The following is a 16015-nucleotide window of genomic DNA, read 5'->3' on the forward strand; positions in this document are numbered from 1 at the left end:
AAGAGGCCAGCAAGGGCGGTGAAAAGCTACAGGCCGTGGTTGTGCACCTTGCGCCTGCGCCACCCGCGCAAGCGCTGCTCCAGCTGCAGCGGGCTGTCCAGCTGCTGGCGCCGGGCCTGGCTGAACAGGATCAGCGCCAGTTCGGCGGTAACCAGGGCATCGGCGCTGGCATGATGGCGCTCCTCGACTTGCAGGCCAAACCGCGCGACCCAGTCATCCAGCCCGGCCTCGCGCAGCACTGTGTCGGGGTTGAGCATCGGTGCCAGTTCGGCAACATCCAGGAAGGGCGAGTGCAAGCGATAGCCCAGGCTTTCCTTCAGCGCACGGGCCAGCATGCGCTGGTCGAACGGCGCGTGGAATGCCAGCACCGGGCTGTTGCCAATGAAGTCGAGCAGGTCGAGCAAGGCCTCGGCCGGGTCGCAACCGGCAGCCAGGGCACTCGGGCCCAGGCCATGGATCAGCACGCTGGCGTTGGTCTTCTGCAAAGGCCGGTGCAAGGTGCGTTCGAACTGCTGGGCAAAGTCGATGGCGCCGTCTTCGATGGCGACGGCACCAACCGATAGCACCTGGTCACGGTTGGTGTTCAGGCCGCTGGTCTCCAGGTCCAGCACCACCCAGCGTTGCTCGCGCAGGGTACACACCCCCAATGACGCTGGCTTGGGCAGCCGGGCCAGGCGCTGGCGCGTGGCGTGGTCCAGTTCCGGCGCACTGGGGCGCAGCCAGGCGAACAGGCTCATAGCTGGTACCGCAAGGCCAGGCTGCTTTGCAGGCGCTGGGCCTGGCGCAGGGACTCGCGCAGGATGCGCCGGTCCAGGTGGTTGAGGCTGTCCGGGTCCAGGCGGTTGGAATAGGGCAGGTTGTCGCGGGTCTGGCGCTGGTGCTGCTGCATGCGCGTTTGCTGGATGAAGTGGTAGGCCTCTTCATACGCTGCGCCATCCAGTGCCTCGATCACACCCTTGGCCACGAGCTGGCGCAGGCGCTCCAAGGTATTGCAGGCACCGATGCCGTTGGCCAGGGCCAGCAGCCGCGCACCATCGACGAAGGGTGTCAGGCCCTGGACCTTGAGGTCGAGGGTGGCGGCCTTGTCGTTGCCCTGGCGGGTCAGCACGAACTCGCGCAGGCGGCCCACCGGCGGGCGCTGGCGCAGGGCGTTGTCAGCCATCATGCGCTGGAAGATGCGGTTGTCGGCCACCTGGTCCAGCAGGCCCTGGCGCAGCTGCTCGCAACCTTGCTCGTCGCCCCACACCACGCGCAGGTCGAAATAGATGCTCGAGCCCAGCAGGTTCTCCGGGCTGGCTTCGCGGACAAAACCGGCAAAACGCCGCGCCCATTCACTGCGCGACAGGCACAGCTCGGGGTTGCCGGCCATGACGTTGCCCTTGCACAGGGTGAAGCCGCACTGGGCCAGGCACTGGTTGATGTATTGCGCCAGCGGCAGCAGGCGTGCGCGGATGGCGTCGGCTTCGGTGCTGTCGGCGGCTTCGAAGAGGATGCCGTTGTCCTGGTCGGTGTGCAGGGTTTGTTCTCGTCGCCCCTCGCTGCCAAAGCACAGCCAACTGAACGGCACGCCCGGGTCACCGCGCTCGGCCAGCGCCAGTTCGATCACCCGGCACACGGTGTGGTCGTTGAGCAGGGTGATGATCTGGGTGATCTGCGTGGAGGACGCGCCATGGGCCAGCATGCGCTCGACCAGCTGGCTGATTTCGCCGCGCAGCGAGACCAGGGTATCCAGGCGTGGCGCATGGCGGATGGTGCGTGCCAGGTGCACCAGGTCGACCCGTTGCAGGGAGAACAGGTCGCGCTCCGAAACCACACCGCACAGGCGTCGGTTTTCCACCAGGCATACGTGGGCGATATGCCGCTCGGTCATGGCCATGGCTGCGTCGAAGGCGCTGGCCTGGGGGCTGAGGTAGAACGGCTGGGCGGTCATGTGCCGCGCGATGGGCGCGCCCAGGTCGGCATCGGCCGCCGCCACCACCTGCCGCAGGTCGCGCAGGGTGAAGATACCGGTGGGGTAGCGCTGCGGGTCGACCACCACGATGCTGCCAACCTGCTGCTCGTGCATCAGCCGCACGGCGTCGCGCAGGGGCGTGTCGGGGCTGCACACCACCGGGTGGCGCATGGCCAGTTCACCCAGTGGCGTGTTCAGCGAATACTGGGTGCCGAGGGTTTCCACCGCGCGCTGGCGTACCTGCTGGTTGACCTGGTCGAGCAGGCTGCTGACCCCGCGCAGGGCAAAATCCCGAAACACTTCCGACATCGAGAACACGCGGATGAACGCGGCCTTGTTCAGCTGCAGGCAGAAGGTGTCCTCGCCGGCCAGATGTTCGGTGCGTGTCGCCCGCTCGCCGAGCAGGGCAGCCAGCGGGAAGCATTCGCCACTGGTGATCTCGAAGGTAGTCTCCACACCAGGTTTGACCAGATGCTGGCGTTCGCCGACCACGCGGCCCTGCTTGACGATGTAGAAGTGCTCGACCGGCCCGTCGGCAGGTTTGACGATGCTTTCGCCGCTGGCATAGAAGCGCAGCTGGCACTGTTCGACCAGGTAGGCCAGGTGGCTGTGTTCCATCTGGTTGAACGGCGGAAAACGCTGCAGGAACTGCAAGGTGCCCTGGATGTTCTGCAGCACTGCCGTCCTGCCCGCCTGGCTGTAGGCGTCCTTTTTGCTCATGAAACTGACCGTATCGCTATGCCGAACTATATATCTATATATATAGGTGCCGGCCATGTTGTTCTCTGCCTCCATGGTCGGCTTGCGGCGGGATGGTGCCCATTGGACGTAAGTCTATGAGAGCCCCTGTCAAAGACCCGACGAAAGGCCAGCCGGGTTACGCAAGTTCTGCGGTCCTAATGCTGAAGCGGAAATTTTTTGACGAGATGAGCATGCCTGAGCAACACGACATCCTGAGCGACGCCGAGCGCGAGGCATTGGCCGTCGTAAGTGCGCCCGTGGCTGCCAAGCCGCTGGTGCTGGTGGTGGATGACAATGCGGTGAATCGTGAGGCGCTGATCCTGTACCTGAAAAGCCGGGGGATTGACTGTGTCGGGGCGGATGGGGCCGAGGAGGCCAGGCTGTACCTGCACTACCAGCAACGGATTGGCTTGATGATTACGGATTTGCGCATGCAACCCGAGGATGGCCTGGACCTGATCCGCAAGGTTCGCGAATCAGAGCGGGCGGCGTTGTCGATCATCGTGGTGTCGGGCGATACCGACGTTAAAGAGGCGGTGGACGTGATGCACCTGGGGGTTGTGGATTTTCTTCTGAAGCCGGTCGATCTGGACAGGCTGCTGGAGCTGGTGAAGAAAGAACTGCAGATCGCTTAGCTGAGGAGCCTGTTCCGGCCTCATCGCCGGCAAGCCAGCTCCCACAGGGACCGCACAGTGTTTGAGGCCTGTGCAGTCCCTGTGGGAGCTGGCTTGCCGGCGATTGGGCCGCAAAGCGGCCCGCTGTCGCAGATGTCGCTTACAGCCCGTTACGCGCCTTGAACTCGCGGCGACGGCGGTGCAGTACCGGCTCGGTATAGCCGTTCGGCTGCTTGCCACCTTCCACCACCAGTTCTACCGCCGCCTGGAACGCGACGTTGTCGTCGAAGTTCGGTGCCATCGGGCGGTACAGAGGGTCGCTGGCGTTCTGCTGGTCCACCACCACGGCCATGCGTTTGAGGCTTTCCAGCACCTGCTCCTGGCTGACCACGCCATGGCGCAGCCAGTTGGCCAGCAGCTGGGCCGAGATGCGCAGGGTGGCGCGGTCTTCCATCAGGCCGACGTTGTTGATGTCTGGCACCTTCGAGCAACCTACGCCCTGGTCGATCCAGCGCACCACGTAGCCGAGGATGCCCTGGGCGTTGTTGTCCAGTTCGTTGCGGATCTCTTCGGCCGACCAGTTGGTGTCGGCGGCCAGCGGGATGGACAGGATGTCGTCCACCGACGCCGGGGTACGCGAAGCCAGTTCACGCTGACGCGCCTGTACGTCCACCTTGTGGTAGTGCAGGGCATGCAGGGTGGCTGCAGTCGGCGACGGCACCCAGGCGGTGTTGGCACCGGCCAGGGGGTGGGCGATCTTCTGCTCGAGCATGGCTGCCATCAGGTCGGGCATGGCCCACATGCCTTTGCCGATCTGCGCACGGCCTTGCAGGCCGGTGGCCAGGCCAACGTCGACGTTGTTGTTCTCGTAGGCACCGATCCACTTCTCGTTTTTCATGGCGCCCTTGCGCACCACGGCGCCGGCTTCCATCGAGGTGTGGATTTCATCGCCGGTGCGGTCGAGGAAGCCGGTGTTGATGAACACCACGCGCTCGGCTGCGGCCTTGATGCACGACTTGAGGTTGACCGTGGTACGGCGCTCCTCATCCATGATGCCGACCTTGACGGTATTGCGCTTCATGCCCAGCAGGTCTTCGACCTGGCTGAAGATTTCGGCGGCGAAGGCTACTTCCTCCGGGCCGTGCATCTTCGGCTTGACGATGTACACGCTGCCGGTGCGGGTGTTCTTGCGGCTGGTGTTGCCATTGAGGTTGTGCAGGGCGATCAGGTTGGTGAACAGGCCGTCCTGAATGCCTTCGGGGATTTCGTTGCCTTGGGCGTCGAGGATCGCCGGGTTGGTCATCAGGTGGCCAACGTTGCGCACGAACAGCAGCGAACGGCCATGCAGGGTCACGCTACCGCCGTTGGGCGCGGCGTACTCGCGGTCCGGGTTCATGGTGCGGGTGAAGGTCTTGCCACCCTTGCTAACGCTTTCTGCCAGGTCGCCTTTCATCAGGCCCAGCCAGTTGCGGTAGACGATTACCTTGTCGTCGGCGTCGACGGCTGCAACCGAGTCTTCGCAGTCCATGATGGTGGTCAGCGCCGATTCCATCAGGATGTCTTTCACGCCGGCGGCGTCGGTGCTGCCGACCGGGGTGCTGGCGTCGACCTGGATTTCGAAGTGCAGGCCGTTGTGCTTGAGCAGCACGGCAGTCGGCGCAGCGGCATCGCCATGGAAGCCGATCAGCTGGGCATCGTCACGCAGGCCGCTGTTGCTGCCGCCTTTCAGGGCAACTACCAGCTTGCCACCTTCGATGCGGTAGCCGGTGGAGTCGACGTGCGAGCCGGCCGCCAGTGGCGCGGCTTCGTCGAGGAAGGCGCGGGCGAAGGCGATGACCTTGTCGCCACGTACCTTGTTGTAGCCCTGGCCTTTCTCGGCGCCGCCTTCATCGCTTATGGCATCGGTGCCATACAGTGCGTCGTACAGCGAACCCCAACGGGCGTTTGCGGCGTTCAGGGCGAAGCGGGCGTTCATCACCGGTACGACCAGCTGCGGGCCGGCCATGTGGGCGATTTCTTCGTCCACGTTCTGGGTGGTTGCCTGGAAATCGTCGGCTTGTGGCAGCAGGTAGCCGATTTCCTGAAGGAATGCTTTGTAGGCTACGGCGTCGTGGGCCTGGCCTTTGCGTGCCTGGTGCCAGGCGTCGATCTTGGCTTGCAGCTCGTCGCGCTTGGCGAGCAGGGCTTTGTTCTTTGGAGCGAGGTCATTGATGATCTTCTCTGCACCGGCCCAGAACTGCTCGGCGACGATGCCGGTCCCTGGGATGGCTTCGTTGTTCACGAAGTCGTACAGGACCTTGGCGACCTGAAGGCCACCGACTTGAACGTATCCAGTCATTGCTTGCCTCACTCTGCTCAGCTATTTCGCTCTTCTGTATTAAGCCTGTAGCGCTTCTCTAAACACGGCACCAGTGCATGCCCCCGAGTAAAGCCCCGAGCGCGGCTGGGTGCGGCCTGCCAGACCGGCTGGCAGACAGTGTGCGTATTTTCACAGGCGCCTTGGCAGACATCCAAACGACGTTTTGTAGTCCGCGCCACGGGATACTACATGAAGCAGTAGGCGGGGCAAAATCAGACTAAAAGCGCCGTTATGCGACCCGTTGGTCGCGTATGGTCACGCTGGGAGTGAGTATGTTCGCAAAAAACAGGTGGATTGTTCCAGATAAATCTTGAAACAGTACACGATTCGTTGTGCGGATTGCCCTGCGGCAGGTTGCCGCGCCTTGCCTATACTGAGTCGATCCCCCGATTTTCTGCCGCACGGCGCGGTCCGACACGAGGAAGGGCTTGTGGATCATCTTGTACTGACTGTGATTGCCCCTGACAAGGCCGGCCAGGTCGAGCGCATTGCCCAGTGCATCGCCGACCACAGTGGCAACTGGCTGGAAAGCCGCATGTCGCGCATGGCCGGGCAGTTTGCCGGCATCCTGCGGGTGGCGGTGCCGGCGGAAAACTACGACGAGCTGGTGGCTTCGCTGCAGGGGTTGGTCCGATATGACATTCGCGTGCTGATCGCCGAGAGCGGCATCGAGCCGTCGTGCACCTGGAAACCGATTGCCATGGAGCTGGTAGGTAATGACCGGCCAGGGATCGTGCGTGATATCACCCGCTTGCTGGCTGAATTGCAGGTGAACGTCGAGCGGTTTTCAACAGAAGTGCGGCCGGCGCCGATGAGCAGCGAGCCGTTGTTTCATGCAGATGCGTTGTTGGCTTTGCCGTTGACTCTACCGCTCGAAGAACTGCAGCAGCGACTGGAGAGCCTGGCGGATGACTTGATGGTGGAGTTGAAGCTGCGGCCGGAGGATTGATCCGAGATTGCCGGGGCCGCTTCGCGGCCCATCGCGACACAAGGCCGCTCCTACAAGGGTTACGCGTTCCCCTGTAGGAGCGGCCTTGTGTCGCGATGGGCTGCAAAGCAGCCCCCTGCGGTTATCCCGATATCACGGGGAAGGCCCTGTGGATAACCTGGGGGTTCCCCTCTCCAGCCCAGGCCGCTCGCGCCTTGCACGGCCGTGATCAAAAAACACCCAAAAATCAGCAGCTTGTGCACAAAGCACGGGGACGAGGGTGTGGATAACCTTTGGAGATGTCTCTGCAGGCCACGAATCACAAGGCCTGCAGAGTTTTGATCATTTTCTGATCAACTACGCTTGCGCAAACTGACCCACGCATCGACGCTGTAAATCGCCAAACCTGCCCAGATGAACATGAACGCCACCAAGTTGCTCGACGACAAGTGCTCATCAAACAGCAGCACCGCCTGCAGCAGCACCAAGGTCGGCGCCAAGTACTGCAGGAAGCCCAGCGTGGTGTACGGCAAGTGCCGCGCGGCAGCGTTGAAGCACACCAGCGGCACCAGTGTCACCGGCCCCGCAGCCATCAGCCACAACGCTTCGCTGCTGGTGTAGAACGCGCCCTGGGCACTTGTCGCCGCCGGATGCAGTAACAGCCAACCAAGGGCCAGCGGCACCAGCATCCAGGTTTCCACCACCAGGCCCGGCAGTGCCGCTACCGGTGCCTGTTTGCGAATCAGCCCATAGAAGCCGAAGCTCAGCGCCAGTACCAGCGACACCCACGGCAGGCTGCCCACCTGCCACACCTGCTGAGCCACACCCACGGCGGCCATGGCCACGGCCAGCCATTGCAGCCGACGCAGGCGCTCGCCAAGAATCAGCATGCCCAGCAGCACATTGATCAGCGGGTTGATGTAGTAACCCAGGCTGGCCTCAAGCATGCGCCCGTTGTTCACCGACCATACGTAGGTCAGCCAGTTGCCAGCGATCAGCGCCCCGCTCAGGGCCAGGATGCCCAGCCGGCGCGGGTTGTCACGCAGTTCACGCCACCAGCCTGGGTGTTTCCATACCAGTAGCAGCAACGAGCCGAACAAAGCCGACCAGAGCACCCGGTGGACAATGATCTCCACCGCCGGAACGCTCTGGATTGCCTTGAAGTACAGGGGGAAAAGACCCCAGATGATGTAGGCGCTGAGGCCTAGTAGGTACCCGCGACGCGGGTTTGCGGCGTGCATGCAGAATCCTTGCTTAGGTAGCTAAATAAAGCGACGCCTATTGTAGACAGAGGCGGGCGTGCTTCTAGAACAATTTCAGCGGCGCTTCATCCAGTGCGGCCATCTGCTCGCGCAGGGCGAGAATCTGGTCTCCCCAGTAGCGTGGCTGGCCGAACCAGGGGAAGCTCGGCGGGAACGCCGGGTCGTCCCAGCGCCGCGCCAGCCAGGCGCTGTAGTGCAGCTGGCGCAGGGCGCGCAAGGGTTCGATCAGGGCCAGTTCGCGCGGGTCGAAATCGTGGAACTCGTTGTAGCCGTCGATCAGTTCGGCCAGTTGGCCTAGGCGCTCCTCGCGGCTGCCGGCCAGCATCATCCACAGGTCCTGCACCGCCGGGCCCATGCGGCAGTCGTCGAGGTCGACCACGTGGTACACCTCGTCGCGGTGCATAAGGTTGCCGGGGTGCAGGTCGCCATGCAGGCGGATGAGCTTGTGCGGGGTGCGGGCATAGATGTCCTCCACTCGCTTGAGCAGGTCGCGGGCCACCGATTCGAACGCCGGCAGCAGTTCGCGAGGGACGAAATCGCCTTCCAGCAGGGTATTCAGCGAGGCGTGGCCGAAGTTGTCCACAGCCAGCGCTTCGCGGTGCTCGAACGGTTTGCTGGCGCCAACGGCATGCAAGCGGCCGAGCAACTGGCCAAGACGGTAGAGCTGGTCGAGGTTACCCGGCTCTGGCGCGTGGCCGCCGCGGCGGGGGAACAGGGTGAAGCGGAAGCCCTGGTGTTCGAACAGGGTGCGGCCGTCATGCTGCAGTGGGGCGACCACCGGCACTTCGCATTCGGCCAGTTCGGCGGTGAAGCTGTGCTCTTCGAGGATGGCCGCGTCGCTCCAGCGGCCTGGGCGGTAGAACTTGGCGATCAGCGGTTGCGCGCCCTCGATGCCCACCTGGTAGACGCGGTTTTCGTAGCTGTTCAGCGCCAGCACCCGGGCATCGCTGAGAAAGCCCAGGCTTTCCACGGCGTCCAGGACCAGGTCGGGGGTGAGGGTATCGAAGGGGTGGGACATGGTGGCTCCGGGGGTAGGCGGCGTGGGAACCATGGTAACGCGTTATGCCTGTACCGGCCTCTTCGCGGGTAAACCCGCTCCCACATGGACGGCGCAGCTGCCGGGGAAACGATGCACCTGTGGGAGCGGGTTTACCCGCGAACCGCTCAAAGCGCGGCCAGGCTATGCAGGAATCCCAAGCAATACATAAGAGGGATGAAATTGAACCCGCACCGAACTGCCTGCTGCCACCCGCTGCCCAGCCAACCAATCCGTCTCGGCAAACGCACACAACGTCTGTCCATTCCCCAACGCCAACCGGACCTCACCAGGCCCATCAGCCTCCGCCAGCACCTCCTCCACCGTCGCCCGTAGGCAATTGCTATCCGCTTCGGCCTGTTCCTCGTCGGCCAGCAACCTCACCCACCCCGCCTTGAGCAGCGCCACTACCGTCGTCCCCAGCGTCAGTTCCAGCCGTGCGGTGCTGTCGTGGGTGATCAACGCTTCGATCTCCAACCCTCCGCCCAACGCCAGGCTGACGCGATCATGCCGTCCTTCGCGGCGCAGGCCGCTGACCTGGCCCTGCAACTGGTTGCGCGCGCTGGTACGCAGCATCAGCCGGCCGAGCAGGTCGAGGTCGCTGGACTCCTCGGCCGCTTCGAGGATTTGCGCCTGAAGGGCCTGCAGCCTCTGGTACAGGCGCAGCACCCGCTGGCCTTCCGGCGACAGACGGGCACCACCGCCACCACGCCCGCCGGTACTGCGCTCTACGAGGGGCTGGCTGGCCAGGTTGTTGAGTTCGTCGATGGCGTCCCAGGCGGCCTTGTAGCTGATGCCCGCAGCCTTGGCGGCGCGGGTGATCGAACCTTCTTCGGCAATGTGCTGCAGCAGCGCGATGCGCTGGGGGCGGCGGGCGATGTGCTGGGTGAGGTGGGGGGGTAGGGGCATGGGCATTCGGTCATTGTAAGTGGCAGCGAAGTGTAGCTTGTGTGGGAGCGGCCTTGTGTCGCGAAAGGGCTGCGTAGCAGCCCCAGCGATTTTTGCTGTGGCGGAGATCCTGGGGCTGCTGCGCAGCCCTTTCGCGGCACAAGGCCGCTCCCACAAGTCATACATACCCCGGCTTCGGTGTACGCGCCAGGCAATACACATCCACCCGCCGCGCACCGGCCTTGCGCAGCACTTCGGCAACCGCTTGCGCGGTCGCACCGGTGGTCAACACGTCATCGATAATGGCGACATGCTTGCCCGTCAGCTTGCCCGTGACGGTAAACGCCTGGCGCAAGTTGCGGCGCCTGGCCTTGGCGTCCAGTTGTTGCTGCGCAGGTGTCTCCCGTGTGCGCAGCAGCAACCGCTCGTCGCAACGTACCCCCACGTGCGACGACAGCCAGCGCCCGAGCATCCCCGCCTGGTTGAACCCCCGCTCCCGTAGTCGACGTTTGGCCAAGGGTACAGGCAACAACAGGTCGGGGCGCGGCAGCCCTTCGGTAAAGCGGTGCAGCAGCCCATGCGCGAGCAATTCGGCCATCAGGCGCCCCAAGGGCCACTGGCGGTTGTGCTTGAAACGGCTGATCAGCGTGTCCACCGGAAAGCCGAAATGCCACAGTGCAAGCACCTGCTCGAAGGCCGGTGCGCGGCGCTGGCATTGAGCGCAAGTCAGGCCGGCTATCGGCAATGGCAGGGCGCAGCGCAGGCAATGATCGCCCAGCCAGGGCAGTTCCTGCTCGCAGGCGACGCACAGCGGGTAGGCCTGCTCGGCAGGTTCATCGCACAGCAAACACGATTGGTTAATAAGTGAGCACTTGTAAACCAGCCTTTTCCAGTATGGTTGACAGTTCATAGGCCTTCCATGACTATGCGAGCTATCCGTGATGCGCTGGCGGGCTTTCCTGTCCCGGCGCCTGCTTCAGCCTAAACAAGGAAACGCCAATGAGCGCCAGCACAACTGCAACAACACGTCACGACTGGTCCCTGGCCGAGGTCAAGGCGCTGTTCCAGCAACCGTTCAATGACCTGCTGTTCCAGGCGCAGACCGTGCACCGCGCGCATTTCGACCCGAACCGCGTGCAGGTTTCGACCCTGTTGTCGATCAAGACCGGCGCCTGCCCGGAAGATTGCAAATATTGTCCACAGTCCGGCCACTACAACACCGGGCTGGAAAAACAGAAGCTGATGGAAGTGCAGAAGGTGCTGGAAGAAGCCGCCCGCGCCAAAGCCATCGGTTCTACACGCTTCTGCATGGGCGCGGCGTGGAAGCACCCGTCGGCCAAAGACATGCCCTACGTGCTGGAGATGGTCAAAGGCGTGAAGGCCATGGGCCTGGAAACCTGCATGACCCTCGGCAAGCTCGACCAGGAGCAGACCAAGGCCCTGGCCCAGGCCGGCCTGGACTATTACAACCACAACCTCGACACCTCGCCTGAGTTCTACGGCAGCATCATCACCACCCGCACCTACAGCGAGCGCCTGCAGACCCTGGCCTACGTGCGCGATGCCGGGATGAAGATCTGCTCCGGCGGCATCCTCGGCATGGGCGAGTCGCTGGACGACCGCGCCGGCCTGCTGATCCAGTTGGCCAACCTGCCCGAACACCCGGAGTCGGTACCGATCAACATGCTGGTCAAGGTGGCCGGTACGCCGCTGGCCGAGGAAGAAGACGTCGACCCGTTCGACTTCATCCGCATGCTGGCCGTGGCCCGTATCCTCATGCCCAAGTCGCACGTGCGCCTGTCCGCCGGCCGCGAGCAGATGAACGAGCAGATGCAGGCCCTGGCCTTCATGGCTGGCGCCAACTCGATCTTCTACGGCGAAAAACTGCTGACCACCGCCAACCCGCAGGCCGACAAGGACATGCAGCTGTTCGCACGCCTGGGCATCAAGCCCGAAGCGCGTGAAGAGCACGCCGACGAAGTGCACCAGGCGGCCATCGAGCAGGCGCTGGTCGAGCAGCGCAGCAGCGAGATGTTCTACAACGCCGCGACTGCCTGAAATGGCCTTTGACCTGGCGGCGCGCCTGGCCGAACGGCGCGCCGCAGACCTGTATCGGCAGCGGCCACTGCTGGAAAGCCCGCAGGGACCGGAAGTGGTGGTCGATGGCCAGCGTTTGTTGGCCTTCTGCAGCAATGACTACCTGGGCCTGGCCAACCACCCCGAGGTGATTGCCGCCTGGCAGGCCGGCGCCGAGCGCTGGGGTGTCGGTGGCGGTGCCTCGCACCTGGTGATCGGCCACAGTACGCCGCACCATCAGGTGGAAGAGGCCTTGGCCGAACTCACCGGGCGCCCGCGCGCGCTGCTGTTCTCCACCGGCTACATGGCCAACCTGGGCGCCATCACCGCGCTGGTGGGGCAGGGCGACACGGTGCTGCAGGACCGCCTGAACCACGCTTCGCTGCTGGATGGCGGGTTGCTCAGTGGTGCCCGTTTCAACCGCTACCTGCACAACGACCCGGCCAGCCTGGCCAGCCGCCTGGACAAGGCCGTCGGCAATACCCTGGTAGTGACCGATGGCGTGTTCAGCATGGACGGCGACCTGGCTGACTTGCCGGCGCTGGCCGATGTCGCCCGCGCTCGCGGTGCCTGGCTGATGGTTGACGATGCCCATGGCTTGGGCACCCTCGGCACCCAGGGCGGCGGTATCGTCGAGCACTTCGGTCTGGGCGTTGAGGATGTGCCGGTGTTGATCGGTACGCTGGGCAAGGCTTGTGGTACCGCCGGTGCCTTTGTGGCCGGCAGCGAAGAGCTGATCGAGGCGCTGGTGCAGTTCGCCCGCCCGTACATCTATACGACCAGCCAGCCACCGGCGCTGGCCTGCGCCACCCTCAAGAGCCTGGAATTGCTGCGCCGCGAAACCTGGCGCCGCGAGCACCTGGCCGCGCTGATCCGCCAGTTCCGTGAAGGTGCGCAGCAGATCGGCCTGGAGTTGATGGACAGCCCGACGCCGATCCAGCCCATCGTCATCGGCGACAGCGCAAAGGCCCTGCGCCTGTCACACATGCTGCGCGAGCGCGGCTTGCTGGTGACGGCCATCCGCCCGCCCACCGTGCCGGCGGGCAGCGCACGCCTGCGGGTGACATTGAGCGCCGCGCACAGCGAGGCGCAGGTGCAGCTATTGTTGAATGCATTGGCCGAGTGTTATCCACAGTTGGAGAGCGCCGATGCGTAATCGACTTGTTCTGTTGCCTGGCTGGGGCTTGGGCACTGCTTCCCTGGAGCCGCTGGCCGCCAGCCTGCGTGCCCAGGACGCCCGCCTGCAGGTAGAGCTGGTGCCCTTGCCGGAACTGGCCCACAGCGATGTGCAGGCCTGGGTCGACCACCTCGACCGCAAGCTGCCGAGTGATGTCTGGCTGGGTGGCTGGTCGTTAGGCGGCATGCTGGCCAGCGCGCTGGCGCACAAGCGCGGCGACCATTGCTGCGGCCTGCTGACCCTGGCCAGCAACCCCAGTTTCGTGGCTCGCCCCGACTGGCCCCACGGCATGGCCGAAGACACTTTCGGCACCTTCCTCGACGGCTGCCGCAGCCATACCCAGGTCACCCTGAAGCGCTTCCGTACCTTGTGCAGCGACGGTGCCCTGCAACCGCGCACCCTGCTGCGCCAGCTGGGTGTCGGCGTGCCGGACACCGACCCACTGTACCTGGCCACCGGCCTTGAAGTGCTGGCCAAGCTGGATACCCGCGAAGCACTGCAGGCCTACGGTGGCCCGCAACTGCACCTGTTCGCCGGCAGCGATGCGCTGGTGCCGGCAGAGGCGGCAAAAGCGCTGAGCGAGCTGCTGCCCGATGTGGAAGTGGGCCTGGTCGAAGACAGTTCCCACGCGTTCCTGCTGGAATACCCGCAGGAACTGGCGGCGGGCATCAAGAGTTTCCTGCATGAGAGTGGCGATGACTGACCTTTCCCGTCCGACCCTACCCGGCGCGCTGCCCGACAAGCGCCAGGTAGCGGCCTCGTTCTCCCGCGCCGCAGCCAGCTACGACAGCGTGGCAGCCTTGCAGCGTGCGGTGGGTTCGAGCTTGCTGGAGCAGTTGCCGGAAGGCCTGCAGCCGTCACGCTGGCTGGACCTGGGCAGCGGCACCGGTCATTTCAGCAGGGCGTTGGCCGAGCGGTTCACCCAGGCCAGCGGCGTTGCGGTGGATATCGCCGAGGGCATGTTGTGCCATGCCCGCAACGAACAGGGCGGGGCGCTCTATCACGTGGCCGGTGACGCCGAGCGTTTGCCGCTGCGTGATGCCAGTGTCGACCTGGTGTTCACCAGCCTGGCCGTGCAGTGGTGCGGCCAGTTCGCCAGCGTGCTGGCAGAAGCGCTGCGAGTGCTGCGCCCGGGCGGCGTGCTGGCCTTCAGCAGTTTGTGTGTGGGTACCCTCGATGAACTGCGCGCCAGTTGGCAGGCGGTGGATGGCCTGGTGCATGTGAACCGCTTCCGCCGTTTCGAGGACTATCAACGCCTGTGCGCAGGCAGCGGCTTCGAGCAGCTTGGGCTGCAGCGCTGCCCGCACGTGTTGCACTACCCGGATGTACGCAGCCTGACCCATGAGCTCAAGGCACTCGGCGCCCACAACCTGAACCCTGGCCGGCCTTCCGGGCTTACCGGCCGGGCCCGCATGCAGGGCCTGCTGCAGGCTTACGAGGCGTTTCGCCAGCCCGAGGGGCTGCCAGCCACCTACCAGGTGGTCTATGGTGTGTTGCGCAAGCCACAGGCTTAAGGGGAGCGAGATGAGCCAGGCCTATTTTATTGCCGGTACCGATACCGATGTTGGCAAGACCACCATCGCAGCCGGCCTGTTGCATGCGGCACGGTTGCAGGGCATGAGCACGCTGGGGGCCAAGCCGGTGGCCTCCGGTTGCACGATGACGCCCAAAGGCTTGCGCAACAGCGACGCTCAGGCGCTGATTGATGAAAGCACGATCAAGCTGCCCTACGAGCAGGTCAACCCGTTTGCCTTCGAACCTGCGATTGCGCCGCATGTGGCAGCACGTGAGGCAGGGGTGACGCTGGCCGTGCCGGAACTGCTGGCGGCGATGCGGAATGTGCTGCAACAAAATGCCGATTTCACCCTGATCGAGGGAGCCGGAGGCTGGCGCGTGCCGTTGTCGGGGCTGGAAAACCTGTCCGACCTTGCGGTTGCCCTGCGGTTGCCGGTGATTCTGGTGGTCGGGGTGCGGCTGGGCTGTATCAGCCATGCCTTGTTAAGCGCTGAGGCGATCGAGCGTGACGGGCTGCAATTGGCTGGATGGGTGGCGAACATCATCGAGCCGCGTACTTCGCGCCTGGAAGAGAACCTGGCCAGCCTGGCCGAGCGTTTGCCGGCGCCATGCCTGGGGCGGGTGCCCAAGTTGAAGCAGGCCAGTGCCGACATGGTTGCTGAACACCTTCAGCTGGATCTTCTGGATTAGCCGTTTCCAGGCCCGGCTCTTTCGCGGGTAAACCCGCTCCCACAGGTATTGCACAAGTCTCGAAAACTGTGGAGACCCTGTGGGAGCGGGTTTACCCGCGAAGAGGCCAGTGCAGGAATACCCAGGGCCTATCAAATGGCACCAGGCCATTAGGGATTTAAACGGGCCTTTTCACCCCTGGCCTGCTTTAATTGGGCCTGTTCGTCATCCAGCGTCAATGGAGTCCTGACATGGACATCACCGGTAGCTCCGCCTATTACGCGGGCCTGAGCGCAGTCCAGACCGGCCAGAACCGCGTCGATCAGGCTGCCAGCCAGATCGCCAGCACCACCGCCGAACGTAGCGCCACCAGCCAGTCCAGCGATTTTCAGGCCGAACGCCTGCGCGCGGTCGACCGCAGCCAGCAGATGGACCTGGCCACCAGCACCGTGCAGCTGGCCGTGGGCAAACTCGAAGTCGAGCTTGGCGCAAAGGTCGCCAAGGCATCCGACGAAATGCTCGGCCGGATCATCGACACCTACGCCTGACAGGGCGCGCACCCGATTTACACGCAGCCCCTGTGGGAGCGGGCGTGCCCGCGAATGCGTCAGATCAGGCACCTCTACTGCCTGGCCTGACCCGTTCGCGGGCACGCCCGCTCCCACAGGGGCGTCTTTATTTTTCAAGGCTTGGCATGAATGCCATTTTTCGTGGCGCAAATGGCACCATAGTCCATCCTTGACATAAGGCGGAGCTAAACGTAAGTTTCAAACAACTGTTTGATCGACGGCCGCCAAGT

General features: G+C 64.1%; 15 protein-coding genes. 8 read left to right on the forward strand and 7 right to left on the reverse strand.

Going from position 1 to position 16015, the window contains the following annotated elements:
* Positions 1 to 26 precede the first annotated feature (26 nt).
* Both KDB76_RS02025 and KDB76_RS02030 read right to left on the reverse strand, forming a co-directional pair.
* Positions 27 to 737, reverse strand: a complete 711-nt coding sequence (locus KDB76_RS02025; RefSeq protein WP_038408570.1) for a 3'-5' exonuclease — start codon at positions 735 to 737, stop codon at positions 27 to 29.
* Positions 734 to 2671, reverse strand: coding sequence for a DUF294 nucleotidyltransferase-like domain-containing protein (locus KDB76_RS02030; RefSeq protein ID WP_024086130.1), 1938 nt, complete (start codon positions 2669 to 2671; stop codon positions 734 to 736). Before KDB76_RS02030 ends, KDB76_RS02025 begins: the two co-directional genes overlap by 4 nt.
* Positions 2672 to 2787: 116 nt before the next feature.
* On the opposite strand from KDB76_RS02030, the gene KDB76_RS02035 reads away from it, so the two are divergent.
* Entirely contained in the window at positions 2788 to 3327 is a 540-nt protein-coding gene (locus tag KDB76_RS02035; RefSeq protein ID WP_031324351.1) for a response regulator, read from the forward strand.
* A 139-nt stretch (positions 3328 to 3466) separates the two neighbouring features.
* On the opposite strand, the gene KDB76_RS02040 is transcribed toward KDB76_RS02035, so the two are convergent.
* Positions 3467 to 5644: a malate synthase G gene (locus KDB76_RS02040; protein WP_023660891.1), complete on the reverse strand. Its 2178-nt coding sequence runs from the start codon at positions 5642 to 5644 to the stop codon at positions 3467 to 3469.
* Between the two features lie 451 nt (positions 5645 to 6095).
* Here KDB76_RS02040 and KDB76_RS02045 point away from each other — a divergent pair, with 451 nt between their 5' ends.
* Positions 6096 to 6614, forward strand: a complete 519-nt coding sequence (locus KDB76_RS02045) for an ACT domain-containing protein (protein ID WP_013970551.1) — start codon at positions 6096 to 6098, stop codon at positions 6612 to 6614.
* 332 nt (positions 6615 to 6946) lie between these two features.
* Here the strand turns inward: KDB76_RS02045 and rarD are convergent, their stop codons facing one another.
* From rarD to KDB76_RS02065, 4 genes are all read right to left on the reverse strand, one after another.
* On the reverse strand, positions 6947 to 7834 hold the full coding sequence (gene rarD / locus KDB76_RS02050; protein ID WP_013970552.1) for an EamA family transporter RarD: 888 nt from the start codon (positions 7832 to 7834) through the stop codon (positions 6947 to 6949).
* 64 nt (positions 7835 to 7898) lie between these two features.
* Positions 7899 to 8873: a serine/threonine protein kinase gene (locus KDB76_RS02055; RefSeq protein ID WP_013970553.1), complete on the reverse strand. Its 975-nt coding sequence runs from the start codon at positions 8871 to 8873 to the stop codon at positions 7899 to 7901.
* Positions 8874 to 9035: 162 nt separating this feature from the next.
* Entirely contained in the window at positions 9036 to 9800 is a 765-nt protein-coding gene (locus tag KDB76_RS02060; protein ID WP_024086132.1) for a TOBE domain-containing protein, read from the reverse strand.
* Positions 9801 to 9957: 157 nt separating this feature from the next.
* Positions 9958 to 10689 carry a ComF family protein gene (locus KDB76_RS02065; RefSeq protein WP_024086133.1) on the reverse strand — a complete coding sequence of 244 codons (732 nt, stop codon included), beginning with the start codon at positions 10687 to 10689 and terminating at the stop codon, positions 9958 to 9960.
* Between the two features lie 89 nt (positions 10690 to 10778).
* Between KDB76_RS02065 and bioB the strand changes: the two genes are divergently transcribed.
* The 6 genes from bioB (at position 10779) to KDB76_RS02095 (ending at position 15764) form a co-directional block, all read left to right on the forward strand.
* Entirely contained in the window at positions 10779 to 11837 is a 1059-nt protein-coding gene (gene bioB, locus KDB76_RS02070) for a biotin synthase BioB (RefSeq protein ID WP_013970556.1), read from the forward strand.
* Position 11838: 1 nt separating this feature from the next.
* Positions 11839 to 13011, forward strand: coding sequence for an 8-amino-7-oxononanoate synthase (bioF, locus tag KDB76_RS02075; protein WP_024086134.1), 1173 nt, complete (start codon positions 11839 to 11841; stop codon positions 13009 to 13011).
* The gene (locus KDB76_RS02080) at positions 13004 to 13735 is read left to right on the forward strand and encodes an alpha/beta fold hydrolase (RefSeq protein ID WP_024086135.1); all 732 of its coding nucleotides are present in this window, start codon (positions 13004 to 13006) and stop codon (positions 13733 to 13735) included. The genes bioF and KDB76_RS02080 overlap by 8 nt, the downstream gene beginning before the upstream one ends.
* Positions 13728 to 14546, forward strand: a complete 819-nt coding sequence (gene bioC / locus KDB76_RS02085; RefSeq protein WP_024086136.1) for a malonyl-ACP O-methyltransferase BioC — start codon at positions 13728 to 13730, stop codon at positions 14544 to 14546. Before KDB76_RS02080 ends, bioC begins: the two co-directional genes overlap by 8 nt.
* A gap of 10 nt (positions 14547 to 14556) precedes the next feature.
* Entirely contained in the window at positions 14557 to 15237 is a 681-nt protein-coding gene (gene bioD / locus KDB76_RS02090; protein ID WP_024086137.1) for a dethiobiotin synthase, read from the forward strand.
* 230 nt (positions 15238 to 15467) lie between these two features.
* Positions 15468 to 15764: a hypothetical protein gene (locus KDB76_RS02095; RefSeq protein ID WP_024086138.1), complete on the forward strand. Its 297-nt coding sequence runs from the start codon at positions 15468 to 15470 to the stop codon at positions 15762 to 15764.
* The last annotated feature ends 251 nt before the right edge of the window (positions 15765 to 16015 follow it).

Source organism: Pseudomonas sp. JS425, assembly GCF_018223845.1.
In the GTDB taxonomy this organism is placed as follows: Bacteria; Pseudomonadota; Gammaproteobacteria; order Pseudomonadales; family Pseudomonadaceae; genus Aquipseudomonas; species Aquipseudomonas asiatica.